This window comes from Pseudomonas duriflava (assembly GCF_007830155.1).
In the GTDB taxonomy this organism is placed as follows: Bacteria; Pseudomonadota; Gammaproteobacteria; order Pseudomonadales; family Pseudomonadaceae; genus Chryseomonas; species Chryseomonas duriflava.
Genome location: NZ_VLKY01000007.1, coordinates 158,211 through 182,555 on the forward strand (window position 1 = coordinate 158,211; position 24,345 = coordinate 182,555).

The 24,345-nt window shown below is 52.2% G+C and carries 23 protein-coding genes, 1 tRNA gene and 1 pseudogene; 11 read left to right on the forward strand and 14 right to left on the reverse strand.

Annotated elements, in window-relative coordinates:
• Positions 1–20 precede the first annotated feature (20 nt).
• Positions 21–314, reverse strand: a complete 294-nt coding sequence (locus IQ22_RS11875) for a hypothetical protein (protein WP_145142009.1) — start codon at positions 312–314, stop codon at positions 21–23.
• 810 nt (positions 315–1,124) lie between these two features.
• Complete coding sequence (locus IQ22_RS11880; RefSeq protein WP_145142011.1) at positions 1,125–1,412, reverse strand: DNA-binding protein; 288 nt, start codon at positions 1,410–1,412, stop codon at positions 1,125–1,127.
• A gap of 629 nt (positions 1,413–2,041) precedes the next feature.
• On the opposite strand from IQ22_RS11880, the gene IQ22_RS11890 reads away from it, so the two are divergent.
• The 6 genes from IQ22_RS11890 to IQ22_RS23425 all read left to right on the forward strand — a co-directional run bounded on the left by IQ22_RS11890 (position 2,042) and on the right by IQ22_RS23425 (position 6,793).
• On the forward strand, positions 2,042–2,464 hold the full coding sequence (locus tag IQ22_RS11890; protein ID WP_145142015.1) for a KilA-N domain-containing protein: 423 nt from the start codon (positions 2,042–2,044) through the stop codon (positions 2,462–2,464).
• A 661-nt stretch (positions 2,465–3,125) separates the two neighbouring features.
• Positions 3,126–3,563, forward strand: a complete 438-nt coding sequence (locus tag IQ22_RS11895) for a KilA-N domain-containing protein (protein WP_145142017.1) — start codon at positions 3,126–3,128, stop codon at positions 3,561–3,563.
• 21 nt (positions 3,564–3,584) lie between these two features.
• A complete protein-coding gene (locus tag IQ22_RS11900; RefSeq protein WP_145142019.1) occupies positions 3,585–3,974 on the forward strand; it encodes a hypothetical protein in 390 nt (129 codons plus the stop codon).
• A gap of 334 nt (positions 3,975–4,308) precedes the next feature.
• Complete coding sequence (locus IQ22_RS11905) at positions 4,309–4,806, forward strand: ribonuclease H family protein (protein WP_145142022.1); 498 nt, start codon at positions 4,309–4,311, stop codon at positions 4,804–4,806.
• Positions 4,807–4,981: 175 nt separating this feature from the next.
• Entirely contained in the window at positions 4,982–5,488 is a 507-nt protein-coding gene (locus IQ22_RS11910) for a Rha family transcriptional regulator (protein ID WP_145142024.1), read from the forward strand.
• Between the two features lie 534 nt (positions 5,489–6,022).
• Positions 6,023–6,793, forward strand: coding sequence for a hypothetical protein (locus IQ22_RS23425; RefSeq protein ID WP_208733635.1), 771 nt, complete (start codon positions 6,023–6,025; stop codon positions 6,791–6,793).
• Between the two features lie 257 nt (positions 6,794–7,050).
• Here the strand turns inward: IQ22_RS23425 and IQ22_RS11920 are convergent, their stop codons facing one another.
• Together IQ22_RS11920 and IQ22_RS11925 are read right to left on the reverse strand one after the other, a co-directional pair.
• The gene (locus tag IQ22_RS11920) at positions 7,051–8,721 is read right to left on the reverse strand and encodes a site-specific integrase (protein WP_244309101.1); all 1,671 of its coding nucleotides are present in this window, start codon (positions 8,719–8,721) and stop codon (positions 7,051–7,053) included.
• A 96-nt stretch (positions 8,722–8,817) separates the two neighbouring features.
• A tRNA-Ser gene (locus tag IQ22_RS11925) sits at positions 8,818–8,907 on the reverse strand.
• 207 nt (positions 8,908–9,114) lie between these two features.
• Here IQ22_RS11925 and IQ22_RS11930 point away from each other — a divergent pair.
• Positions 9,115–9,810 (forward strand): crotonase/enoyl-CoA hydratase family protein, encoded by a 696-nt coding sequence (locus tag IQ22_RS11930; protein ID WP_145142026.1) that lies wholly within the window; start codon positions 9,115–9,117, stop codon positions 9,808–9,810.
• 367 nt (positions 9,811–10,177) lie between these two features.
• Here the strand turns inward: IQ22_RS11930 and IQ22_RS11935 are convergent, their stop codons facing one another.
• The 8 genes from IQ22_RS11935 to aroC all read right to left on the reverse strand — a co-directional run bounded on the left by IQ22_RS11935 (position 10,178) and on the right by aroC (position 17,114).
• Positions 10,178–11,065, reverse strand: coding sequence for an AEC family transporter (locus IQ22_RS11935; protein WP_145142028.1), 888 nt, complete (start codon positions 11,063–11,065; stop codon positions 10,178–10,180).
• A gap of 516 nt (positions 11,066–11,581) precedes the next feature.
• Complete coding sequence (locus IQ22_RS11940; RefSeq protein WP_145142030.1) at positions 11,582–11,917, reverse strand: ribonuclease E inhibitor RraB; 336 nt, start codon at positions 11,915–11,917, stop codon at positions 11,582–11,584.
• Between the two features lie 694 nt (positions 11,918–12,611).
• A complete protein-coding gene (locus IQ22_RS11945) occupies positions 12,612–12,827 on the reverse strand; it encodes a PLD nuclease N-terminal domain-containing protein (protein ID WP_145142033.1) in 216 nt (71 codons plus the stop codon).
• Between the two features lie 95 nt (positions 12,828–12,922).
• Entirely contained in the window at positions 12,923–13,606 is a 684-nt protein-coding gene (gene mtnC / locus IQ22_RS11950; protein WP_145142035.1) for an acireductone synthase, read from the reverse strand.
• Positions 13,603–14,154, reverse strand: a complete 552-nt coding sequence (locus tag IQ22_RS11955) for a 1,2-dihydroxy-3-keto-5-methylthiopentene dioxygenase (protein WP_145142037.1) — start codon at positions 14,152–14,154, stop codon at positions 13,603–13,605. The genes mtnC and IQ22_RS11955 overlap by 4 nt, the downstream gene beginning before the upstream one ends.
• Positions 14,151–14,768: a methylthioribulose 1-phosphate dehydratase gene (locus IQ22_RS11960; protein WP_145142039.1), complete on the reverse strand. Its 618-nt coding sequence runs from the start codon at positions 14,766–14,768 to the stop codon at positions 14,151–14,153. Before IQ22_RS11960 ends, IQ22_RS11955 begins: the two co-directional genes overlap by 4 nt.
• A complete protein-coding gene (locus IQ22_RS11965; protein ID WP_145142041.1) occupies positions 14,752–15,909 on the reverse strand; it encodes an MFS transporter in 1,158 nt (385 codons plus the stop codon). The genes IQ22_RS11960 and IQ22_RS11965 overlap by 17 nt, the downstream gene beginning before the upstream one ends.
• Before the next feature lie 113 nt (positions 15,910–16,022).
• The gene (gene aroC, locus IQ22_RS11970; RefSeq protein WP_145142044.1) at positions 16,023–17,114 is read right to left on the reverse strand and encodes a chorismate synthase; all 1,092 of its coding nucleotides are present in this window, start codon (positions 17,112–17,114) and stop codon (positions 16,023–16,025) included.
• Positions 17,115–17,292: 178 nt separating this feature from the next.
• On the opposite strand from aroC, the gene IQ22_RS11975 reads away from it, so the two are divergent.
• Positions 17,293–18,255 (forward strand): alpha/beta hydrolase, encoded by a 963-nt coding sequence (locus tag IQ22_RS11975; protein WP_145142046.1) that lies wholly within the window; start codon positions 17,293–17,295, stop codon positions 18,253–18,255.
• Positions 18,256–18,314: 59 nt separating this feature from the next.
• Complete coding sequence (locus tag IQ22_RS11980) at positions 18,315–19,112, forward strand: hypothetical protein (protein WP_145142048.1); 798 nt, start codon at positions 18,315–18,317, stop codon at positions 19,110–19,112.
• 97 nt (positions 19,113–19,209) lie between these two features.
• Here IQ22_RS11980 and IQ22_RS11985 read toward each other — a convergent pair whose 3' ends face one another.
• On the reverse strand, positions 19,210–20,703 hold the full coding sequence (locus IQ22_RS11985) for a RimK family protein (protein WP_145142050.1): 1,494 nt from the start codon (positions 20,701–20,703) through the stop codon (positions 19,210–19,212).
• Positions 20,704–20,802: 99 nt separating this feature from the next.
• Here IQ22_RS11985 and IQ22_RS11990 point away from each other — a divergent pair.
• Positions 20,803–21,801, forward strand: a pseudogene (locus IQ22_RS11990) (GNAT family N-acetyltransferase/peptidase C39 family protein); the annotation flags it as partial.
• 76 nt (positions 21,802–21,877) lie between these two features.
• On the opposite strand, the gene IQ22_RS11995 reads toward IQ22_RS11990, so the two are convergent.
• Positions 21,878–23,167: a mechanosensitive ion channel family protein gene (locus IQ22_RS11995; protein ID WP_145142054.1), complete on the reverse strand. Its 1,290-nt coding sequence runs from the start codon at positions 23,165–23,167 to the stop codon at positions 21,878–21,880.
• A 233-nt stretch (positions 23,168–23,400) separates the two neighbouring features.
• Here IQ22_RS11995 and IQ22_RS12000 point away from each other — a divergent pair, with 233 nt between their 5' ends.
• Positions 23,401–24,303: an AraC family transcriptional regulator gene (locus tag IQ22_RS12000; protein ID WP_145142056.1), complete on the forward strand. Its 903-nt coding sequence runs from the start codon at positions 23,401–23,403 to the stop codon at positions 24,301–24,303.
• Positions 24,304–24,345: the final 42 nt, after the last annotated feature.

A 24,345-nucleotide genomic window follows, 5' to 3' on the forward strand; every position in this document is an offset into this window, starting at 1 on the left:
TGAAGGAGCTGCTGATGCCTTTATGCAGACTCTTGCATGGGCATTGACCACTTATGACAAGATCGTACATTCCCAAAGATATCAGGACTATTAAAGCTCTCGCCCTGCAATCCATGACGTTCACAGATGACTTTAATCTGCTTACCTAGCCTTGAGTGCAGAGCTTGAAAAGGCTGGTCGCTTTCTGTAGTAGCGAGCAAGGAAACATAGAGCCTTTGGTTTTGCTGAATGAATTTCGCAATAACCTGATGAGAGTCAAATACGTTACCGCAACCTAGAATTACCTGCTCGATAATTTCGTCTTCCACAACCATTGCCAGCCTCCAGCTCGCGAAGTAGGAGAACGAATCGTAGACCAAGCAGATGCAGGATGAGTAACCGATTAAACTGCGCTCATGAACAACTTCTAATATCTGCCATCAATTTCTCTTATCTCATAGGTTAATCATTACCCATGCATATCCCAAGCTTACATAATGGGTAATACCTGTTTGATTTATGCCTAAGCTTTTGTAGCGCTATCAAGGCATGAGGGAGATAACCAGCAGAGCCTCACTGATAGCATCACTCCTATAGCTAGCGCCCATGCCCAAGGGTTACCCATGGCAAGCCCTGAGGTCATTGCCAAGAAATCCCAAGGATTACTTCCAAGCATCCAGTGAATTGGAAATGGACCGCCCAGGTTCAACTCAGTAAGAACAATCTGCGAGACAGGGAGAAGAACTAGGACCAACGCGGTAAGGAAGGAGCGCCTAAACCAAGCACGGCGGAAGGCACTTTGGGATAGTTTTAGACAGCGCCACAAAAGAAACCCCATAAGGGCCAACGTGCAAAATGATCCGAGAATTAGCATCGGACCCGCATAGATTGCTAAGACCGCAATAACCAAGGTCTTCGTTTTCCACCCTAATGTCTCTTGAAGGATTATGAGCAGAAGCGCTAAGGGAGGGCCTATCCAAAGGCTATAGCCATAACCTTTTCCAATAGCCTCCCATGCCCTAATGGTAATAGCTTTGAACACAGCTTCTCTTCCCTGAGTCTTTTAAGAGGTTGACTATAGCGCTCCAGTTAAGAGCACTCCATTCCTTTAAGACCCTTTCCAAGCCTCTCATCTGCTTTCTTAACTAAACAATCTCAACAGCCGCCCCATCTTCTTGTGGAGTGGTCTGCTCACAGCCAATCTCTCTCTTTCCTGTCAGAAGCCATACCTGATACGAGGGGAACATTCGAGCTAGCGTCTCTAACTCTTCTGCTCCAAGCCTAGCTCTACCTTGTCCAATATTTTTCCATCTTGAAACAGACGTACTTCCATGCTCAGAAAGAGCCTTAGGACCAGCAATACGCATTAGCAAAAGCGCCCGCCCTAATAAATAATCTAAATCAAAGTCATCCTTTAAATATTTAATAGTCATGAGGTTTACTATTGACTCCGATCTCACTAGGTTTACTATGTACTCCAGATATATTGTACTGAGTAGGAGCTCCTTGAGATATCTCTTTCATCTCACAGGCACTCATAAGTAGCTAACAGAACCTACATCGGAGATACACATGAAAACCCTCAGGCAGCTCTCTACGAGACTCCCAAAAGAAACCCTACCGCTCCTAGCAAATCTTTTTGATCGTCTTGGCGACAGTGCGAACGATGAGGAAACGCAGATATTCATAGGCTGGATTGACCAGCAGCTTTCATTAGTACAGCGGGAGAACCTATCCCATGCCGTTGCTACGGATAGCGCTTTGAGAGCAACTAACTTTGTCTACCTTGAGGCGTGGCGTTTCTTGTCTGGGAGCTTTGATCCTTCCAATGGGTATCTTTGGGCCTCAAAAGGTTTTCCCGAGTGGATCAGGATTGGAGCTTTCAGCCCGCCCTCATGGACCTGGAGAGCCCTTAAGGGTCTTCACTTCAGCCAGGGGAAACTGAAAGTACACTTTCCTTCTTCTGCTTCACTGCACTAGCGCCACCCTGGACTAAACCTCCAGAACATCAATCATCCACTACTGATTAAGGGCCTCCCCAGGAGAGCTCTAGGAGACACTCATGTCTGAAGAAAGCAAAACTACCAATGAAGCAAGAGCAGTGATCGACACATTGAAAGCTCACTATAAAACAGTCATTCAGCTCCAGACTGGAAATGGCTATGTGAACATGACTGAGGCTGCGAATGCATACGGCAAGGACATTCAGGAGTTCCTCAACCTTCCAACTACTAATCAGCATTTGCAAACCATAGCCAAGCTGGGACCAGACAGGACTCTAGTTGAGACCAAAGGGAACAATGGGAAGCCCTCTGCATTCATCACATGGGGACATCCCTCACTAGCCCCACTCCTGCTTCGGTGGCTTGACCCAGATAAGGCCGCCTTATACGACCTCATCATGCATCAAATACTAATTGGGTCGGCGTCTATCACCTTGGCAGGTCAGCAAAGAGACTTTCTCAAGCTCTTCCACCAGCAGTAAAGAGACCACCCTTAAGGGCTCCTTCGGGAGCCTTATCACCATTTTCCAGGGATAAGAAAATTATCGAGGTGAAGAGAGGTAACCCAAAAGACGAAATCCATCGATTACCTTTTCTAAAACACTAAAAATTAGGGATTTAGTTACCGCTAATAAAGGCCGCTATGGTGAGACCTTGGGAAACCCCAAGCTGACCCAGGCGTATATCGCTAAGAAAGCTCGACCGGGAGAGTCCTGGGAGCAAGCCAAGGCAAGGCTAGAGAAAGCACAGAAGGGCTCCTAAGGGGGCCCTTTTTCATTCCTACGCAGTATTGAACTAACAGGGCGCGCTACTCTATAGGGCTCTCAAAGGGCCCTTCAGGCTCCCGCTCTCCAGTGAGGAGCCACCAGCGATAAGCAGGGAATACCCTACCCAGCGTCTCAAGCTCCTCAGGGCCTAGGCGAGCCCTTCCTTGCCCAATGTTTTTCCACCTTGAGACAGGTGTGGGCCCGTTCTCGGACAGTCTTTTAGGCCCAGCCTTCCGCATGAGAAGAAGTGCCCGATCCCGCAAGGTTTCTGGCATGGCGATGCTCATTGACCATTTCTACGCAGTATTGAACTACCAAAAACGCCCCTCAGGGGCCCCATCTGAATTGTACGCAAGAAAGAGAGAGAGATTACTCCATGACTACTAGCACAGCACTGATTACCCGTGAGTGGAACGACAAGACCTTCCTGTTCCGTGAGGACGGTTACTTTAATATGACCAAGGCTGCGAAGGCTTTCGGTAAGGACCTTAGCCACTTCATGCGCTCCCCTGACATCCTGGCCTTCATGAAAGCATTTTCTAGCGCCGCGCAATTCGCGGACCTAGAATTAGTTAAGGTAGTCCCTGGTAACCGTTACATCGAAGATCGTGGAACCTGGGGGCACCCTAAGCTAGCCGTTAAGTTCGCCTGCTGGCTTGATCCTTACTTCGAAGTAGCCTGCATGATGATGATCGAGGACATCCTCAAGGGAGCCGCTGAGGTCACCATCGTGAAACCCGAAGAGTCCTCCGTCCTGAAGTACCAGCAAGAATTCCCGAAGATGTTCGATGAGCTGGCTGAGGTTCTCCAGTAGATGAACAAGCGGGAGGCTGCTATGGCCGCTGAGTTACAGCATGTGAAAGAAACTATGGCTGCTGAGTTGCGGAGCGTGAAAGGCACTATGGCTGCTCGTATCGAAGCCCTGGAGGCCCGTGAGCGTACTCCTCTGGCCTTGGTTCCTACCTCCCATGAGGTCCACCTTGCGAAGCTGAGTACGTATGCTCATTCCCTTCAAGACGCAAACGTCCTGATGATTAAGAGCGACCTATGGAAGCTGGGCTACTTGTATCGCCAGTCAGGGGCCTACCGGGCCTACCGCAAGCACGGCGAGCTGATTGTGGAGAGGTCAAATGGAAAGACGATGGACTTCTATTTGACCCCCAGAGGTCAGGAGCTACTGGTCCACTTGCACAACCAAGGGAAGCTCACCAAGAAGAAAAGTTAGTTTCTACGCAGTATTGAAAGATGGGGCTTCTACGCAGTATAGGAGGAGAGACTACCTCGAACATTCGAAGGCCTGCACCTTCACCAACAGCCCGCCTTTCTGCCTCCGCTGCTGTCTGAACACCCCAAGCCAAAAGCCCCCTAGGCCACCCTCAAGACAAGAATATCGCTACCGCTACCTATGTAGCCACCACACTAAACAGCTCACTAGAGGCCTCCCAAGGGCTTCCAGAGGGCATCTAGTTTTTACGTAGTATAGAAAGAAGCAGGCACTCAGCCAGAGCCCTTGCTTGCCTTTGCTCATCTACTCAACCCTACCACCAACAGAACGCACCATGAACACACCCACTTACACCATCTATACAGACGGCGCTTGTCGCCATAACGCAGACCCCCTCCTGGCCCAAGGGGGCTGGGGAGCAGTCCTCATAAATCCTAAGGGTCTCCGCAGGCAAATCGCTGGGCCTCTGGATGAGGACACCAGGCATACCAATGTTCGAGCGGAGATGACTGCTGTTATCAAAGCCCTTGAACAACTCAAAGCCCCATCTACTGTCCAGCTCTACTCAGACAGTAAGTTGGTCGTCGATGGCTGCTCCTTATGGATGCATGGCTGGAAAGCTAACAACTGGATCAAGAAAGACAAGAAGGTCCCTGAGAACCTCGACCTATGGAAACTCCTTGATGAGCTCCTCCAGATCCACCAAGTCTCCTTTGTATGGGTTAAAGGCCACAATGGGCACCCTGAAAACGAACGGGCTGACCAGCTAGCCCAAGCGGGTGTGCAAGGTAAGCGTATCAAGCAAGACTCCAAGCCTACCCTGTCTGCCTAACACACCCTCAAGCCTGTATCTCTCAATTGATTAATACATAGGCCCGACCGCCTAGCCTATTAATCCTTCCACGTCTTTTCGGCAAGCCTTCAGAACCATACTCAGTCCCTATCGTTGGGGTCGTGAGCTGGGCTATGGAGGTCGGCTGAAGGCTTCCCAAAAAGGAATCAACGAAATGAACATGCAACAAATCAGCGCCATTAGCTGCGCGACCACACTGAACGGTCTACCTGGAATGTCATCCCTAGAAATTGCTGAGGCAACAGGTAAGCAGCATAAGAACGTCCTTCGGGACATCCAAAAGATGGTCGAAGAGATCGGCTCAAATCTGAGCCAATGTCAGTACGTCGAGACACAGGTACCTGATAGTTACGGTCGACTTCAGCCACTTACTATTCTTGATAAAGAGCTGACTTTTACGTTGTTATCTCGCTACTCGTTTAAGCTAGCAAATCTGGTAGTAAAGCGATGGCTTGAGCTTGAAGGCAAAGGCTTTGAACGTGTTTCTGTACGTGACGCTGTGATCCACCTGGAGCAAAGCGAAAAGGAGGCACGTAGAGAAGCTCTTAGAGGACTAAAGAGTGCTCCTAAGAGGCTCACGACCGAACAGAAGCAGCTTAAGAAACTCAAACGCATGGCATACGAGAATGAGCGCAAAGACCTTCGAAGCCGTATCAGGTAGTACCTTGGGCCACTCACTCTTGAAAGCCTTGATATAGAGCGCCCGGGCCATTTAACGACATAGTGCTATGGGTGACCCATAGGATATTCTTTAAAGAATGAGACCAAGAGAGGAAGACCAATTATGGTTATCTCTTCCTATGGATCACCTCAGGGAGCCTCTCAGGACTATCTCTGGGTCAGCACTGAAGATACTACTGAGGATTTCCTGAGATCCCTATAGAGCCACCTTCAGACAAATTACTAATCAATGACCATTACTAGGTCTGAGACGTGATTGATCTACCCCTTTCACAAGGGGCCTTGGGTCTTTTAGGTCTTCTTTATATTGCGACCGAAATTGACTGGGCGTGAATGCCCTTTCTGAAAAGTCCCTAGAGGTCTCCCTGGGGTCTTCTTATATTGCGACCGAAATTACCTCCCCCTTCCGTCATTCCCCCAATCACTTATACAGCCCCCTCAGTCATTTCTGACTACCTCTGCTCGCAATGAGCTTGAGGCCATGAGCAGGCCTGTTGCCGTCCCAGGCTATTTTATGAATAACGCCTCCTCCAACATTATCCAAGCCCTCCCACATTTATGTCCTGAAGCAGCAAAACTTCATGAAGCCCTTGAGAAGCACACAAGGGAAATCGAAGAGAAAGCTGAACGTATACGGGCTCCAATTCAAAAGAGCAGCCCCAAAGGTCGCAAGCCAACCCAGATAAGCAACCCGCTTTATGGTGCTCAAATCCTACGGGAATACCCACGTTGGGCTGATGACATCCTTCAGGGAGTAGCACGCCTCGACTGGTATAGAACAACTGGTCGCAGCATCCCTTTATCCGTGAGGAAGCTGATTAAACTTCTCATTCACCTACCTGTACTGAGCACCCAATGCATTAGCTCTCTCTCAAAAGCTGAACGCATACGTACTCCAATTCAAAAGAGCAGCCCCAAGGGTCGCAAGCCAACTCAGATAAGTAATCCGCTTTATGGTGCTCAAGTCCTCCGGGAATACCCACTCTGGGCTGATGACATCCTTCAGGGAGTTGCACGCCTCGACTGGTATCGAACAACTGGTCGCAGTATCCCTTTATCCGTGAGGAAGCTGATTAAACTTCTCATTCACCTACCTGTACTGAGCACCCAATGCATTAGCTCTCTCCTGCTGCTAGAAGAGCGACAAGCACGCCGTTACTTAGAGGCACTGAAACTAGCCCTGCCTTTTCTTCTCAAGTCCATGCCTGAGAATCTGGAGCGAATAGACGAAATTACCGATGATAAGGAATGGATAGAGCATGCCTGGGTCGACCCATATGCTTAGGTGACGAAGCCATAGGATCAACAAGGGGCCCTGAAGGCATGCCCTTAGAAGCCAAAGCTATATCAGAGAGGGACACTGCCGCCAGCCATTAACCGTGGAAAGGAGACTGAACTGAGCGGCAGTCAGGAGTAGAGCCAAAACACTTTGCACCAGGAGTTGATATCAAAAAGACATCGCCTCGTATGAGCCCTGCATCTTAAAAATGTTCTCTCCATTCTCCGCTCCGGAGCTGCGCTAATTGCAAAGTGATATCAGCATCACAAAAGCCCTGACTCTCGAGCGATACTTGGTATTTTCTCGAGCTCCTGAGCTAGCCTGGATAAAGGCATAGACCCATAGCCTCGACTTACAGAACCATCAGAGTGCCCTGTAATTGCATCATGGACATCCTCAGGAATCCCCACGGAGCGGCAAAGGGTCTTAAAGGTATGGCGGAAGCCGTGACTTGGACTTGCAGGGCTATCCAGCTTGGCTACTTCCCTTAGGTACTTACCCCTGTGCTTTCCAAAGATTTTCCCATACCATCCTTCAGCGTTCGGCTTGAGGGCTGGGAATAGCTGACCATCTCTGGGAAGCCCTTTGACGTACTCTAGAAAGCCCAGAGCTATAAGGTCTGAGTGAATAGGAACGAGGCGTCTACTCCCAACCGTCTTCACTGTTCGGGTCTCCTCCTCGTCTCCATCGTTAGCCTCCAGAATACTCAAGCAAGGGATACCCTCTTCCTCTCGTATATCTCGAACGAATAACTGCGCCAGTTCTTCCCTTCGGGCTCCCGTATAGGCAGCCAACAGAGGAATCCAGTAGAGCGCTTTGCCAAGATCCTTCTTTGGCGGAGACCGTCCCTCCTCCGTATAGACGGGGCTGGTAAAGATGACCTTGAGCTCTTCCAGAGTGTAATCCTTACGCCTCCTTGAAGAGGCTCCCTTGGAGATTGTCTTAGACAGCCGCTTGGCTACTCCAGAAGCCACCACAGGGTTCTCCTTGATAACGCCCATATTGAGAGCAAAACCAAGGACAGCCGAAAGGATTCTTAGGCGGGTCTTGATGGTTGCAGCGGTGAGCGTAGGGAGCCCTTCTGACTCAGCTTTGGCGATCATCTCCCTTGCATTCATAGACCTGATTCCGTCGCCTTTAGAGGGCATCTTATGGAGGGCCATGTGAAAGTTCTGGATAGCCTGCCGGTCTATCTGGGTCACAGGGAGGTCCCCGAAGAGCTCAATGAATCTAGTGACCACTGACTGGTACTCATCAAGAGTCTTACGGATCGTTCTACTATCGCCTTCGGTAGCTAACTTGTCCTTCTTAAATGAAGAGAAGATATCGGATAGAAGCCGTGTCTCGCTCCGCTGCTCTAGCGTAATAGGAGCCACTGGCAGAACATCAGGCTTGACCGTCCAATTGCCGCTATAACGAGCCAAGGCAAGGTCTGAGAGCTTTAGTAAATGGGTAGTGAAGGCTTCAACCAATTGCTTATGGAGAGGCGCTGAAGCAGGCATAGCCGGGAGCTTATGCGCTTCCAGCGTAGCACTGATAAATGGATTGACTATCCCTGCTACTTTAGAAGATTCCTCAAGGAAATCCCGAAGGCTGCTAGCGCCCTCCTCTGAATCAACATAGAGAAATGGCGTGAAATCCCCACTGGCCTCCATCTTGGAGAGCTCCAGTGAGAACCACCTTACAGCTAGCTGCTGAACATCCTTTGCACCGAGGAGAGTCCCTCCCTCAAGCTGGGCACGAGCTAAAGCAAACCGCTCTTCCGACTGGACCCAGGCAGCAGCAAACAAGCTCTTTGCTTCATGTGGGTCTTTAGTGCCGAGGGTTTTCTTGTAGATGCTCCCAAGGGATTCTTGGAGATCTTTAGGGACGGCTCTACGAATGTAGTAGTAGCCTGAGGTTGGATGCTTCCAGGGAGTAGCCATAGTGCCCATGAATGTACCACTAAAATGTACCAATTCAATGGGGACTTACAGGGCCCAGAAACCAAAAAGCCCCTGATTCCTAATGAAATCAAGGGCTTACATATCTGGCGGTGAGGGTGGGATTCGAACCCACGATACGATTTCTCGTATACACACTTTCCAGGCGTGCTCCTTCAACCGCTCGGACACCTCACCAGATCAGTCTCGGCGTCTGCGTCTGCATCGTCGAGGCGCGCTAATATATCCATATGATTCTCGGATGGCAAACTTTTTTTCAACATATTCATGTATTTAAAGGATCAGCTATGGATAGGCGTGACTGACGGGTCAGTCAAACTGCTTTACGTGACTTAGAACAATCGCTACGTTCCGGTCACCCTATTCATTATTGTAGGCTCTGCCATGACTGGACCCGTCACGTATCATTACGAAGACCCTGTTGCTACGCTGACCCTGAACCACGGTAAGGTGAATGCCCTTTCACCAGACGTTATCGCCGCGATTGAGGCTGCGCTTGATCGTGCGGAGCAGGACCGTGCGGTCGTCGTCATCAAGGGCCAGCCGGGAATATTTTCAGGTGGATACGATTTGAAGGTCATGATGAGTGGCCCGAAACAGGCTATTGATCTGATCACCCAAGGCTCCCACCTTACACGCCGTTTGCTCGCTCATCCCTTTCCGATAATCGCGGCCTGCTCAGGCCACGCTATTGCTAAAGGAGCTTTTTTGCTGCTTTCAGTAGATTATCGTATCGGTATAGAAGGTCCTTTCACCATTGGCTTTAATGAAGTAGCCATTGGTATGACGATGCACCATGCCGGCGTTGAGCTCGCTCGTGATCGCTTAACAAAACCTGCCTTCCAACGCGCCGTCATTGGTGCAGAACTTTTCGCGCCTCACGCAGCCCTGTCAGCTGGGTTCCTGGATGAGGTTGTAACCGCTTCAGCGCTTGACGAAGCAGCCTTACAGGCAGCGCTTCGCTTGGGCAAACTGAACATGACTGCCCACTCTCAGACCAAGTTGAAAGCCAGAGCAGGCCTGCTTGCAGCGTTGGATGAAGCCATTGCACTGGATGCTAGCCAGCTCAGCCAAACTTGATATCATCTGACAAACGGCGATAAGAGATGCCATTCACCTGAAAGCCGTCTAGTACGCTAGACAGCGCGTCCTGCAGCCCTTTTCACCATGCCTAAAAAGGCTTAAAAACAGCGAGTGGAACAATTTTCGTTCTAAATGCCATGTAACTCACGCCCTAGTCTCTTACTCAATACATTATGGCTTGTATACGGTCATGCATCAGGCGCTACCTAGAGGCGCATGCTGTTTTGTTTTGCATACAAAAAGAAAAAGGGCATGAGTTATGTTGAAAAACCCAACACCTAAATGGCGGCAGGCCAGCCTTGTTTTGATCGCGACTACCATTGTGCTTGTACTTCCCAACCTGACCCGCCTTGTAGGCAGTTGATTACCGAATGGTTGGAAGCCACCATGCCAACATCAAAGGTAGGAAACCGAAGGCAAGTACCGTCGAGCACAGCACTAAGCTTGCCACCTCTTGGGGTGAACGGTTGGCACGTAGGGCATAGAGATAATTAAAAACGGCGACCGGCATAGAGGACTGGGTGACTAACACGGCCTGCGCTAAAGGAGGCAGCCCTAAGGCCAAGCCTACCAGCCAACCGGCTAAAGCGCCGAGGCATAAGCGCAACCCTCCAAACAGGAAACCTGCTCCCAAATGTTGAGGTCGGATACTGGCTAAAGAGACACCTAATGTGATGAGCATTAACGGGATGGCCAAGCCCGACATTAGATCTACAGTATTGGCCATCCAACGGGGCAGTTGAGCATCAAAAACCATCAATAACAGAGCTATCACTACGCTGATCATAATGGGATTGGCGAGCAGGTTTTTAAGTGATCGCTCCCCTGCCATCCAAAAGATACCCAGACTGAAGTTACCAATGGACATGACTAGATAAAAGGCTACCGCGAGTGTCATCCCCTCCTCACCAAAAGCATACAAGCACACGGGAAGCCCCATGTTACCTACGTTGGGAAACATGAAGGCTGGTGCAAGCACCTTCCAATCTTTCTTGAAGAAACGTGCCAAGCCGGCAGCAGATAGCCCCATAATCACGCAGATGATTACGCAGGCAAGAGCCATTTCCGCGAAGCTATGCTTATCGATACGCGTATGACCTAGTGTTGCCAATACTAAGCAGGGAGAGGCGATATTGAAGACCAGCCGGGAAATAAAGTCGGTGGGATATTCATACCCCCCACGCTTCCAGAAATAACCGATACCGGAGCCGATTAGCACCGGAGCCATGACGGCGAATAGCTCAGACAGCATCAAGCGCTCCTTGACTTACCAAGCGGTCATTATGCGCTCGACTGAAGACGGCAGGGGTAAATCAGTGGAGAAAAATACGTTTTCACCACTACTGCCAGTAAGAAGCTAGAGAGTCAGAGTCAGGTATCTGATCAGGCAACTGGCGAAGCCCTTCGCCTACTGCTACCGGATTGCCTCGAGTAACAGCTCATCATTGTCTATCGGTATGTATATGCCTGGGCCAACTGGCTGTTTACACCAGCAAGTCCAGCGGCAGGCCTACGAAAATCTTTTGTGTATCCTGGGAGTGGAGTGAGGACGCTGCACTGGGCTTGTTGCAATAGTGCGGGCAATTACGAGAAAGCGCTTACCAGGCGAACCGTTTAACAAAATGAACGATTTATAAAAGTGGCTATTTCGGTTCGCTTTATCTTGAGGTGCCCATGCATCGTAAGACTGCTGGCCGCAAAAAGATTAGAAAAAAGCAAAAAAACACGGCACAAGAGACATGGCCGTCAGGCCATGTCGTTGGGAAGGTTATAAGCGACTAACTTCTTGGGTGACACCCCAACCATCCAGCGTGCCACCCAAGGGGCTAACTACCGCCTCGAAGTCGGACTCGAAATCATCAATCGTGGCATAGGTGGCAAACATCACTTTACTAACCTGAAGATGCCAGCCTCCTTCCTCATGAGGCATCACCTGCGTATTGAGCGATTCGCCTCGGAATTGGCCGGCCGCCAGACGTGCCTGCTTTTCATCCGGAAAAATGGCGAAGAAATCGATCGGGTGGATACGAGAGAAATCAAAACCTCCTTCTTTCATCTGGCGAAGCACAGTAAGGCTCACATCATCGGAGATGTGCATCGACATAGGGCACCTCCTGCTGGTGTTTTACATTGGAAGAGGAGCGATGGAGCATGATAGACACTGGCAGACAGACCGCTGCACAGCATACTGCTTATCAGTAGAACACCTTTATCCACTTAAGGTGCATGCCGCTGTATACAGTTTTACACATTGTAGAAGAGCTCACAGAGACAGCCTGGGTTCCTCAAGAGCGACGAGTGGAGCGCTCTGCCTGCCGATAAGCTTGCAGAGTGCGGATATTCAAGCATTGGACGTCTTACCAATAGCCTGCAAGACAGAGTGCGGCAGAACAAAGAAATCTACAAGGCGCTGGAATGTAATATGAGGTAACAATACCAGAAGGGTCAGAGTATTCGCATAGTGTTTCGACTGGCACGAAGTATTTGCCCGTATTCAGGCAATCCTAGCAGACATCATGGCTCCATCTATCGATGGTCAGCCAGCGCTCGATAAAAACACCAATCGGCAAGTAAGCCATTAACACGACTTGCTATGGCTTTTACTTTATTGATTCATCGATCCGCAAAAACAAGTTCCCGTTACTCATAGGCAAAACGGAAATGCCCACCCTGAAAAGGCAGGCATTGCAGGAAAATTGGCTCAAGTCCACAGACGACTCAAAAAAGCCCTGCCAGAAACGCACAATCAGCGCCTGGCATTACAAATGTTCAGCTTTCTCCAGATCCTATGCGCGAATCTATCCTTTGTGCGTGGGTGCAGAGACCGAAGTGCTGCCCCGTGGACCGGCAACACCCCAAGCAATCAGCCCCACAATAGGCAGAACGATGATAAGCAGTGTCCAGAAGATTTTTTTGTTAGTGGTGCTGTCGCTACGAATCACACTGACGATGGCCCAGATATCGAGCAGGAAAACGATAAAACCAATGACACCGCCTATAGTTGAATTAATCATGGGTGCTCTCCACTCCAGTTCCGATATAGAGTGGGACTACACACCCAAGCCGGGAGTTCGCCCGAAATGATGGCTTACCTTCGCGCCAAGACGGATTACAGCACTAATGGGTCAATATTGGAGAAACTTTCCACGTAGGAGTGACCGGCCAGCTCCCCGCCTTGGCGAACCAGACCGCATGTTTTCATCCCGGCCTTACGTGCTGCATCCAGCTCCTCAACCACATCGGATAGGAACAAAATTTCATCGGCCTTATGTGTCGTGGCGCTGGCAATACGTGCGTAGGACTCGGGATCGCGTTTAGCACCTGTAAGGGTGTCGAAGTAGCCAGAAAACAGAGGCGTCAGATCCCCCGCTTCCGAGTAGCCGAAGATCAGCTTTTGCGCCTGAACGGAGCCGGAAGAATAAACATAGAGTGAAAGCCCCAAGGCATGCCAGCGCTTTAACGCTTCTACAGCATCCGGATAGACATGCCCCTTGAGCTCTCCAGCCTGGTAGCCCTTAGCCCAGACCATGCCTTGCAGTGTTTTGAGCGGCGTGATTTTACGATCCTGGGCTATCCAACCCTGCAAAATCTCGATAACCCGCTCGGTATCAGCCTGCAACTCACCGGCCTCAGCTCTCACGGCATCCAGTTGTTCGGCCACGGCAAGCGTCTGGGCCTCCTCGCGGATAAATGCGGGCAGATGCGTGGCGGTATAGGGAAACAGTACGTCGAATACAAAGCTCACGGCACTGGTAGTGCCTTCAATATCGGTCAAGACTGCACGAATCGTCATGCTTCGATCTCCAGTCGCGGGAAGCGCGACGCAATATCCTTACCCGTAAAGTGCGCTACCCAACCTTCCGGATTGTTGAATAACCTAATCGCTACAAAGTTAGGCTCTTCGCTCATGTCGAACCAATGCGGTATACCGGCAGGCACAGAAATCAGGTCCCCTTTTTCACACAAGACGGCATAGATGTACTCATCGATGTGAAGCGCGAACAAACCACGTCCAGAGACGAAGAAACGCACCTCATCTTCGTTGTGGTAGTGCTCATTGAGAAACTTAGCTCTCAGCTCGGCCTTTTGGGGATGGTCGGTCTTCATACTGATCACATCGACCGTTTGATAGCCGCGCTCAGTAATCAGTCGATCAATTTCTGAGCGGTATACTGCAATGACCTCTTCCTGACTGTTCACCGGCGTTACTGGGTGACTCGCTTGCCAACGCTCGAAGCGTACGCCCACCTCAGCTAAGGTAGCTCCGATATGCTCGCCTTGCGTGAGCACCTTATTAGGCTGCTCGGGATGGGACTCATAATAGACAGTCAGGCAGCTCATGTCCGAATACTCAATATTTTCATTTCACATTCGAAAAGAAATTCGAATGCCTCGACCTGGCGCAAGGCATCAGTCATGCGTGCCCCCCAAGTATAGAGACCGTGCCCGCGAATCAGGTAACCCACACAGTCGGGATGCGCGTCGAGCCAGACCTGAACACGATCGGCAAGACGCTCAATGTCCTGATCGTTCTCGAAGATTGGAACCACGATACGGCCTTCGTGAGTGGTCACGCCACTAAAGGCTTTTTGTAGCTCATAATCACGCAGCACCAGGGCTTCATCGGCTACCAGCCGAGACAACACAGTCGCATTGACCGAATGCGTATGTAATACCGCGCCGATGTCAGCCTTCCAACGATACAACTGAGTATGCAGAAGCGTTTCTGCCGAAGGCTTTTTGCCTGGCTCTAGGCTGTTGCCGTCCAGATCGGTTGCCAGAACATCATCGACCCCAAGCTGCCCCTTGTGCTTGCCGGAAACCGTCAGTAGTGCACGGCTTTCTGACAGCCGGGCCGAGTAATTACTACTGGTAGCGGGCGACCAACCACGGTTATAAAGAAATTGGCCAGCCTCGATGATGTGTTGAACAAGCTGTTCACGGTGATTCATCATGGTACCGATCTTCCAAGCGGATAATGATCAAAACGGCTCCTGCCAGCGCGGCCAGGCTGGCAAAACCAAACGTCCAGGCAGGCCCAAGCGCTTGCCAACTATAACCGGAATAAAGGGCACCCAGCGCTCCTCCTGTACCGGAAAGCGCCGCATAGAAAGCCTGCCCTTGTCCTTGCTGACGCAGACCAAAGCGGCGCTGGATAAAATGGATGGCTGCCGCATGAAAGAAGCCAAAAGTGGCGGCATGCAGCAGTTGAGCAAACAGCAAGATGGCCAGATGATCCGCTAAATTGCCTAATAGCTGCCAACGCAGGACAGCCAGCAAAAAGCTGGCCGCTAATACCTGCTTGAGGCTGAACAGGGCCAACAGCCGCGGCATTACCAGGAATATCAGCACCTCAGCAATAACGCCCAGAGCCCATAGCTGACCAATTACACCCCGTGAGTAACCTAGGCTTTCCAAATGCAGCGTTAGAAAGGTGTAGTAAGGCCCGTGGGATAGCTGCATCAAGGCAGCCCCAATATAGAAGGCAATACCCCCCGGTTGACGTAACCTCGCTAAAAAGCCCGACTCGCCGGCAGGGGCGTCTACCTTGACAGTTGCGGGAGCAGGTACCCAAACACTACTGATTACGATACCGGCCATGATTATGAGCAGTGCAGCAGGATAAACATCCAGACTAAACCACTGGAATACATACCCAAGCAGGGCCACAGCGGCAATAAAACCAACCGAGCCCCACAAGCGTATCCGGCTATAGAGGGCGGCTCGCTCCTGGAGATAGGCCAGAGTAATAGCTTCAAACTGCGGCAGTACGGCATGCCAGAAAAAGGCATGTAGCGCCATAATCAAGGCTAACCAGGCATAGCTGTGACTGAGGTAAATGCCGGCGAATGCGATAAGCGTACAACAGGCACCGAAGCGGACGATAGCCAGCCGCCTGCCCGTGCGATCTCCTAGCCAGCCCCAGAGATTGGGTGCCAGGCAACGCATCAGCATAGGGATCGCGACAAGTTGGCCAATGTGTTCGCTGGAAAAACCGAGATGATGAAAGTAGAGCGACAGAAACGGTGCCGTAGCACCTAATAAAGCGAAGTAACAAAAATAGAAGCTAGACAGGCGCCAATAGGGAACAGTCATAAGGACAAGCCCTGCCTGTTGAAATAGAGGTCTGGCCTTATCCGGCGGGACGGCAAGCCGCCCCTTGCTGGCAACGGCTTCACGCGTGTAACAGCCTCAACGATACCTGCCCGTTAGAGCTGGCCAAGAATCGGCGTGGTCACTCTTACATCGGCATTTTGCGCGCGATGGCGTAACACATGATCCATCAATACCAGCGCCATCATGGCCTCGGCGATCGGTGTGGCACGAATGCCTACGCACGGATCATGACGTCCCTTGGTGATCACGTCGACTGGATTACCTGCCACGTCGATAGAGCGGCCCGGTGTGGTAATGCTGGAGGTCGGTTTGAGCGCCAGGTGCGCCACGACAGGCTGCCCCGATGAAATCCCGCCCAAGACGCCGCCTGCATTGTTGCTCAAGAACCCTTCCGGAGTCAGCTCATCACGATGCTCAGTGCCCCGCTGGGCAATGCTGGCGAAGCCGGCACCAATCTCGACGCCCTTGACAGCATTGACGCTCATCAGCGCGTAGGCCAGCTCAGCATCCAGACGATCAAAAATGGGCTCACCAAGCCCTGGCGGAACGCCATCGGCTACAAGAGTAATACGTGCTCCGACCGAATCCTGATCACGACGCAGCTGGTCCATATAGGCCTCGAGCTCGGGCACTTTGTCTGGATCAGGGCAAAAGAAGGCATTCTGCTCGACGCTGTCCCATGTTTTGAACGGGATTTCAATCGGCCCCAGTTGACTCATATAGCCCCGGATACGAATGCCTTGCGTGGCCAGGTATTTCTTGGCAATAGCACCAGCTGCTACCCGCATGGCGGTTTCCCGCGCCGAACTGCGACCACCGCCCCGGTAATCGCGTACACCATATTTGTGGTGGTAGGTGTAATCCGCATGGGCCGGGCGGAACAGGTCCTTAATGGCTGAGTAATCCTTGGATTTCTGATCGGTATTGCGAATCAGCAAGCCAATTGGGGTTCCGGTGGTTATACCCTCGAAAACACCCGATAGGATTTCGACCTCGTCCGGCTCCTGACGCTGGGTGGTGTGCCGGCTGGTACCCGGTTTGCGGCGGTCCAGATCATACTGCAGGTCTGCCGTGGTCAGTGGCAGGCCGGGTGGACATCCATCCACAATGGCGACCAGGGCCGGGCCATGGCTTTCGCCAGCAGTGGTGACGGTGAACAGCGTGCCAAAGGTATTGCCGGACATGTCGCAAGCTCCGCAGGATCGATGGACGAGTGCCTGTCTGGCACCTGTACAGGAAAGCTGAAAAGTATAACCGTTGGTGCTGACGAGTTCATCTTTCGAACCCTGTCCGTTACGCTGCGTCCAACGAATACGCTAGCACTTGGCCGTGTAGCGCTTCCTGAAGTCACGAGTGTTATCGATGTTACGTTTGTTCGCCCTGCTCTGCCTGCTCTGTACTTGGTCTGCGTTCGCAGCGTCCAACCCTCTCCTCTACCGCCCTATTCAGTTGGATACTGGGAGCGGCACTCTTTATGGCAGTCTGGTTATGCCGGAAAGCCAGCAGCCTCAGCCTGTAGCGCTCATTGTTCCAGGCTCAGGGCCAACCGATCGCGACGGCAACAATCCAATGGCGCATAACTTCGCCCTCAAACGCCTTGCCGAAGCTCTAGCAGAGCAAGGCATCGCAAGCGTGCGCTATGACAAGCGCGGCGTAGCACAAAGCAAGGCCGCCACGCCGCGAGAGGAAGACCTGAGTGTGCAACGCTATGTGGCCGATGTGGTGGCTTGGTCGAACCTGCTACGTCACGATCCGCGCTTTTCGAAGCTGATTTTGATCGGTCACAGCGAAGGCGCCCTGATTGCGAGCCTGGCAGCAAACGACGCGAATGCCGATGCACTGATCACCATAGCCGGAAGTGGACGCCCGATTGGAGATGTATTACGCGAACAGCTGGCCTCGAAACTCCCGCAGCCCCTATTTTCAAGCAGCCAATGGATTATGAGCCAGCTGGAAAAAGGTCAGTTGCAATTGGCTGTGCCAGAGCCCCTGATGGTACTGTTCAGACCTAGCGTACAACCCTATCTGATAACCCTTTTCCGTCAGAACCCGGCACACGCCTTTGCTCAGGTCAAGGCACCGGCACTGATCATTCAAGGGGAGCACGATATACAGGTAGAAATAAAGGATGCCGAGGCGCTCAAACGGGCCCGGCCTGAAGCAGAGCTTGCGCTTATTCCCGGCATGAACCACATGTTACGCATCGTTCCGGCCAGCGCAGAAGCCCAGCTGCCCACTTATAACGATGCTAACCTGCCCCTGGCAGGCGAGCTTATTGATCGCATCGTAAAATTCATTCGCGCCCAGGTCTCCAGTCCCTCCTGAATCGGTCGATACAGCTATCGACCCATTCCGCTACGCAGTGGTAAACCAGGATGGCTGCGATGAACGAAACTGATACTGAACAACCGACCCCCGTCGAGGAGAAGGCCGAGACCCACCCATGGGCTGACCTTACCCCCGATCATCACTTTCTACTGCGCCTCGCTCCTTTGCCGACCGACCGTATGACGGGCCAGCGCCCGTTGCGCTTCGTTCAACTGGGCAAGGCCGAGCGCCACGGCGAAGACCTCAGCGTGCTATCCCTCAGCGTGCAGCTGCCCGGGCAGCGGGTTCATCGCGAGCATAACTTTCTCAATGTGTGGGCAGACCACGGCAAGAAGGAAATCCGTTTCACGGCAGACCCCGGCACGCTCGACAGCGGATTACTTCAGGTAGAGCCTTCAAACCGTGGGCTTGGCCGTTTTCTGCTGGCTCAGGGGATCGCCTGGGCCAAGTCGAAATGGGGCCATTACCATGTTCTCGGCATGGAGCTACCGGCCCGTGATGGCTTCGTCGAGGAGATGCGCAAGCGCCGTGATCATGTTGTCGAGAAGCAGGGTTTTACTTTGACCTATGCCGAAGGCCAACACTTGAAAGCCCATTACAGCGCTGCCAAGGCCAGCGAACTGAGCGACGAGTGGAATACAGACAAGGTTCAGGTGCTGTCTCTGCTTGATGTCGGCAGCATGCTGGAGCAGGCCGATAAAGGCTTGCACGAACGTGACCTTACTATTTTCAAACTGGAAGAGCGTATTGCTGCCTACAAGCGTGACGATGCTGGCCTGAAATTCACCATGGTGTGCCTGGTAGCGTTCTGTCTATTTGAAGCGGGGCTGTTGATCTGGACTGTGCTGCAGTGAGAAGTAGCGTGCTGCTACACAGCGGGACAACACGATAGCGGCATCGATTATTACAACGGTAAACCTGTGACGTGCATGATATATGACCAGGACGAAGCTACCAGCGCTGGCCGTTACGCTGGAGCTCTAACCGGCGGATGAACTCTTCTAGCACCAGCGCGTAGAGATCATCCCTAAGAATTGCGTCCTCAATTCCCGAGTCGATGTTCGGATTGTCATTTACTTCGATGACGGCCAGTCGATCCCCCGCCTGCTTGAGGTCCACGCCATAGAGCCCGTCGCCAATCAGATTGGCGGTACGTACAGCCAACTCGACAATTTCGTGCGGTGCTTCTTGGATCGGTACGGTACGGAAATCGCCACTGATCTCCGCAGCGCCAGCACTATGGTCGTAGATCTGCCAATGCCCTTTCGACATGAAATACTGACAGGCAAAGATAGGCTCCTGATTGAGCACGCCAATGCGCCAGTCGTATTCGGTATAGAAAAACTCCTGCGCCAGCAGCAACACCGAGCGTTCAAATAATTCGGTACTAGCTTTGGTGAGCTCCTCCTGATTCGAAACCTTGATGACGCCTCGAGAAAACGAGCCGTCTGGAATCTTGAGTACCAACGGGAACCCCAGTCGCTGAGCCACAGTGCTTAACTGGGCGGCATTCTCCTTATAAAGAATCTCAATTTTGGGCATATCCAGTTTGTGTGCCTTGAGCAGATCCGCCAGATAAACCTTGTTGGTACAGCGCAGGATGGAACGCGGATCATCCATGACCACAAGCCCTTCGCTTTCAGCTTTCTTGGCAAAGCGATAGGTATGATGGTCAATGGCCGTAGTCTCCCGGATGAAGAGAGCATCGAACTCGGCAAGACGCGAGTAATCCTTTTTCTCGATCAGCTCCACATCGATCCCAAGCCGATTACCAATACGCACAAAACTCTTCAGCGCCTTGGCATCAGACGCTGGAAAATCCTCCTTAGGATCATGGAGGATCGCCATTTCGAAGCGGTATTTCTCTCGAACTCGCGGCTTGAGCCACACCTGGCGGCTGAAGCCGTCCAGTGCATTGGCAAACAGGTCTTCCTGTTCCTCACGCAGCTTATGGATCGCCCCTAGCTTGACGCCACCAATATGCCAACCCTCGCGGTTGCGCCGAAAATCCACCAGCAGCAGCGGACTTGGAAACGCCTCGAATAATTGCCGTGCCAGATCCTGCAAGGCTTCGATATCGGTCCGGCCAAAATAAAGCGTCAGGGTAAAACTGTCTGCACTGCTGTAAGGATGCCCTTTAAGAGCCTTGCTCAAGAGCTTATCGAGGTCTTCCAGAGCCAGGTTATAAATGGATTTACGTGAGAGCTCGCTCAGGGTACGCACGGAGGGAATAACTTTATGCCCACGGGACTCGGTCAGCAGCGAACAGTAATAGCCGTGCCCAAGGTACTTCTGGTTGCGGCACAGATTGATTACCTGAACCCGCTTGCCATTGTCTTGCTCATTCGCCTGCTCAAGGTAGTCCTGAGCCGTAATAACGTCCTCACTAGGATAATAGGATGACCAATCCTCCTTGCGCTCGACAATGATATACAGCTTGCTCACAACACCTCCTTGATGCAGATGATCGCCTCGGGAGTCTACGCCTCTGGCGCCTGTCAAAGTGTCGAGGTACGTATACCAACATGCCTAGACAGATCTTACGTAACCCGCGCCAACGCTTCGCTGATTCTGGTCGGAAGCATCGGGACGCTTATGGGCTATATTCTTGTGCTGTTTCATCAGAACACGTCGCTGGCCAGGCTTTACTCCATTGCTATCGCCCCTAAGGCCCGTGGCCAGAAGCTCGCCCAGCGCCTGCTGGATGCTGCAGAGGACACTGCCGTGGAGCGTGACTGTGCTTATATGCGACTAGAGGTGCGGCCCGACAATGCCGCTGCCATTGCCCTTTATGAGCGCAACGGTTATTTACCTTTCGCTACCATCAATGATTATTACGAGGATCACAGCCAAGCTCTTCGCTTTGAGAAGCGGATCCGCCAACCCAGTGAAGGTCAGTTGCGCCAAGTACCTTTTTATCGCCAGACCACGGACTTCACCTGCGGCCCCGCCTCGCTGCTCATGGCCATGGGCGCGCTGGAACCCGGGCGCGCTCTTGAGCGCTGGGAAGAGCTGCGCTTGTGGCGCGAGGCGACTACGATTTACATGACCGCCGGCCACGGGGGTTGCGGGCCACATGGCCTGGAGCTCGCAGCCAGGCGACGCGGCTTTCGCGTGCACATGCAAGTTAACACTCGAGGCCCCCTGTTTCTTGAGGGCGTACGCAGCGAGGAAAAAAAAGAAGTAATGCGCTTGGTGCACGAGGACTTTAGCCGCGAGATCAAGCAGAGCGACATCGAACGTCTCATTCGCACAAAACTGGATATTCCCGCAGTCCTGGCCAGAGGCGGCCTACCCCTAGTGCTGATCAGCAGTTTCCGCCTCGTCCAAAGCAAGGGGCCACACTGGATACTGGTCACCGGGTGTGATGAAGAATTCATCTATTTTCATGATCCGGATGTCGACCACAGCCAGCATCGGCGCGAGCTGGATTGCCAGCATATTCCAGTCAGCCACGCTGAATTCGACAGGCTCAGCCGTTTTGGCAAAAACAAGCTGAGAGCGGCAGTCATCGTGTATCCCAGCGAGACGGCTAGTGAGTAACTGCTGACCTTATCAAGAGTCTTTGTTCCAAGGTAAGCGTCAGCTTGCCGTTTCTACCGCCTGACAGTTTGCACCCTCATCGCATTGGCAAATGCCCCTCGTCAAGCGAAGTCACTGTATTGATCGGCTGCTTGAGCGCCTGCCAGGCACGCATATCCGCTCCACTGGGTTGTTGGTAAATACGCAGGCCGAACTCGGGCAGGATGGCAAAGAGATGGTCGAAAATATCCGATTGAATATTTTCGTACTGTGCCCAGACCACTGTATTGGTGAAACAGTAGATTTCCAGTGGCAGCCCGCTTGAGGTTGGGTCGAGCTGCCGCACCAGGAGGGTCATATCCTGACGGATGCCAGGATGACTGCACAGGTAGCGCTCAACGTAGACGCGGAATGTACCCAGGTTAGTGATGCGGCGGGTATTGACCGGTTCCTGGCCGCGCTCGGCCAGTTTATCGTTCCACTCCTTTAGCTCCCGCTGCTTATCGTCCAGGTAGTCCGTTAACAGGCTAAACCGATGCAGATGACGATACTCGTCACCGTCGATGAAATGTACGCTCTGCTGATCCAGATACAGTGACCGCTTGATCCGCCGCCCGCCGGATTCCTGCATGCCCCGGTAGTTCTTGAAGGCATCAGAGATGAAGCGTTTGGTCGGAATGGTGGTGATGGTCTTGTCGAAGTTCTGCACCTTGACCGTATGCAGGGCGATATCGATGACGTCGCCGCTGGCGTTGAGCTGAGGCATTTCGATCCAGTCACCGATCCGCACGATATCGCCCGACGAGATCTGTACGCTCGCCACCAGCGAGAGCAGGGTGTCCTGAAAGATCAACAGCAACACGGCGGCCATCGCACCCAGACCGGAAAGCAGAATCAGGGGTGATCGATCGATCAAGGCTGCGATGATCAGAATGGTGGCAAGGCTGAACATCCCGATCTTCAAAACCTGAAGATAGCCCTTGATGGGCCTGAATCGTGCGTCGGGTCGACGCTGATACAGCGTGTTGACAATATCGAGCAGGTTACTGATGGCCAGGATCATGGTCAGGATGATAAAGGCACTGCAGACGTTACCAACGACCGTCACCATTGCTGCCGGCAGACCAGGTATCGCCACAATGCCATTCGACAGGATTAACGCCGGTACGATATTGGCCAGTCGTGCGATTAAAGGTGAATCGGCCATCTCCCTGACCAATCCCGACGAAGTACCGCTAAGGAGGCGATACACGCCCCTGACGAGGATGCGTTTTACAATCCAGTTACAGAGCCAGGCTGCCAATATGAGCAAGGCCAGGCTCATCAGAGTATAGATTTCGGGATAATGCCTGAGCCCGTCTAACAGGGCAGTCCAATACGTATTCATAAGCTACTTTCTAATAATGGTGAGTGCCGTAAGGGCAATACGGTAGCAAAAGGCTGGCCTCTGCCCCACTAGAGAACGAGCTTCCCTTGGAGTATTCCCCGCATGATCATCTTGCAACCTGCCCCAGTGATTGGCTGTGCGCCTGCCCCAATGTTAAACACCAGACAAAGGCTGGAAGGCTGATTATTCTGTAAGGGCCTTTTCCGCATCATGACACCCACACGGACCCGGACATGACTCGACCCTTGCGTAAAAGCGACCCTTCTTACGAACTGATGGATGATCTTAACGGACATTCAGTGATCTACCGTGAGCACGGCTTCCCCTGCCCCCTGGTCCGTTGGCATTTTCACAAGGAATACGAGCTGCACCTGATCGTGGCCAGTTCAGGCACAGCCTTTATTGGTGACTACATTGGCCCCTTTTATCCGTACAGCCTGTTTCTAACCGGCCCTAATCTTCCGCATAACTGGATCAGCCAGGTAACGGAGGGTGAAATCGTCAGCAAGCGGGACATGCTGGTCAATTTCACGGACGAAACCCTGGAGAATGCGGCTGCGGTCTTTCCCGAATTGCTCTCACTCAACCCACTGCTCGAACGGGCCCGGTACGGCATCGAATTCAAGTGCCCACATACAATTCAACGCACCACTGAATTGTTACATTTCATTGCCGGCACTCGAGGGGTCACTCGCCTGGGACACTTCTTCGTACTGATGGAGTTGCTGGCGGGGTGCGAGGACTATCACTTGCTATGTGGTGCCCTGATCCGCTCCGATGACGACGAGCACACCCTGGACCGCACCAACAAGGCCGTCAACTTCATCTTCGAGCGCTATGCCAGCGATCTGACTCTCGAAGAAGCCGCCGACCATCTAAGCATGACACCTACTTACTTCTCACGCTTCTTTCGTAAGGCCACTGGCCGCTGCTTTGTAGAATTCGTTAATAGCCTGCGAATCAGCAAGTCGTGCGAATTGCTGTCGCAAAGCAAAAAAGCCGTGACCGATATCTGCTTCGAATCAGGCTTCAACAACATTTCGAACTTCAATCGCCGCTTTCAACAGATCAAGGGCATGACCCCATCCCATTATCGTCGCCTGACAGCCAGACGCCTTACAGAGCAAAACGCCTGACTCGTATTGTTCTAAAGTCAGCTCCGTACTGCGGCGGTAATG

Bases quoted from the DNA above. Each gene is read 5' to 3' on its own strand.
- IQ22_RS11875 (WP_145142009.1), bottom strand. From the start codon at position 314: ATGGTTGTGGAAGACGAAATTATCGAGCAGGTAATTCTAGGTTGCGGT.
- IQ22_RS11880 (WP_145142011.1), bottom strand. From the start codon at position 1,412: ATGACTATTAAATATTTAAAGGATGACTTTGATTTAGATTATTTATTA.
- IQ22_RS11890 (WP_145142015.1), top strand. From the start codon at position 2,042: ATGTCTGAAGAAAGCAAAACTACCAATGAAGCAAGAGCAGTGATCGAC.
- IQ22_RS11895 (WP_145142017.1), top strand. From the start codon at position 3,126: ATGACTACTAGCACAGCACTGATTACCCGTGAGTGGAACGACAAGACC.
- IQ22_RS11900 (WP_145142019.1), top strand. From the start codon at position 3,585: ATGGCCGCTGAGTTACAGCATGTGAAAGAAACTATGGCTGCTGAGTTG.
- IQ22_RS11905 (WP_145142022.1), top strand. From the start codon at position 4,309: ATGAACACACCCACTTACACCATCTATACAGACGGCGCTTGTCGCCAT.
- IQ22_RS11910 (WP_145142024.1), top strand. From the start codon at position 4,982: ATGAACATGCAACAAATCAGCGCCATTAGCTGCGCGACCACACTGAAC.
- IQ22_RS23425 (WP_208733635.1), top strand. From the start codon at position 6,023: ATGAATAACGCCTCCTCCAACATTATCCAAGCCCTCCCACATTTATGT.
- IQ22_RS11920 (WP_244309101.1), bottom strand. From the start codon at position 8,721: ATGGGCACTATGGCTACTCCCTGGAAGCATCCAACCTCAGGCTACTAC.
- IQ22_RS11930 (WP_145142026.1), top strand. From the start codon at position 9,115: ATGACTGGACCCGTCACGTATCATTACGAAGACCCTGTTGCTACGCTG.
- IQ22_RS11935 (WP_145142028.1), bottom strand. From the start codon at position 11,065: ATGCTGTCTGAGCTATTCGCCGTCATGGCTCCGGTGCTAATCGGCTCC.
- IQ22_RS11940 (WP_145142030.1), bottom strand. From the start codon at position 11,917: ATGTCGATGCACATCTCCGATGATGTGAGCCTTACTGTGCTTCGCCAG.
- IQ22_RS11945 (WP_145142033.1), bottom strand. From the start codon at position 12,827: ATGATTAATTCAACTATAGGCGGTGTCATTGGTTTTATCGTTTTCCTG.
- mtnC (WP_145142035.1), bottom strand. From the start codon at position 13,606: ATGACGATTCGTGCAGTCTTGACCGATATTGAAGGCACTACCAGTGCC.
- IQ22_RS11955 (WP_145142037.1), bottom strand. From the start codon at position 14,154: ATGAGCTGCCTGACTGTCTATTATGAGTCCCATCCCGAGCAGCCTAAT.
- IQ22_RS11960 (WP_145142039.1), bottom strand. From the start codon at position 14,768: ATGATGAATCACCGTGAACAGCTTGTTCAACACATCATCGAGGCTGGC.
- IQ22_RS11965 (WP_145142041.1), bottom strand. From the start codon at position 15,909: ATGACTGTTCCCTATTGGCGCCTGTCTAGCTTCTATTTTTGTTACTTC.
- aroC (WP_145142044.1), bottom strand. From the start codon at position 17,114: ATGTCCGGCAATACCTTTGGCACGCTGTTCACCGTCACCACTGCTGGC.
- IQ22_RS11975 (WP_145142046.1), top strand. From the start codon at position 17,293: ATGTTACGTTTGTTCGCCCTGCTCTGCCTGCTCTGTACTTGGTCTGCG.
- IQ22_RS11980 (WP_145142048.1), top strand. From the start codon at position 18,315: ATGAACGAAACTGATACTGAACAACCGACCCCCGTCGAGGAGAAGGCC.
- IQ22_RS11995 (WP_145142054.1), bottom strand. From the start codon at position 23,167: ATGAATACGTATTGGACTGCCCTGTTAGACGGGCTCAGGCATTATCCC.
- IQ22_RS12000 (WP_145142056.1), top strand. From the start codon at position 23,401: ATGACTCGACCCTTGCGTAAAAGCGACCCTTCTTACGAACTGATGGAT.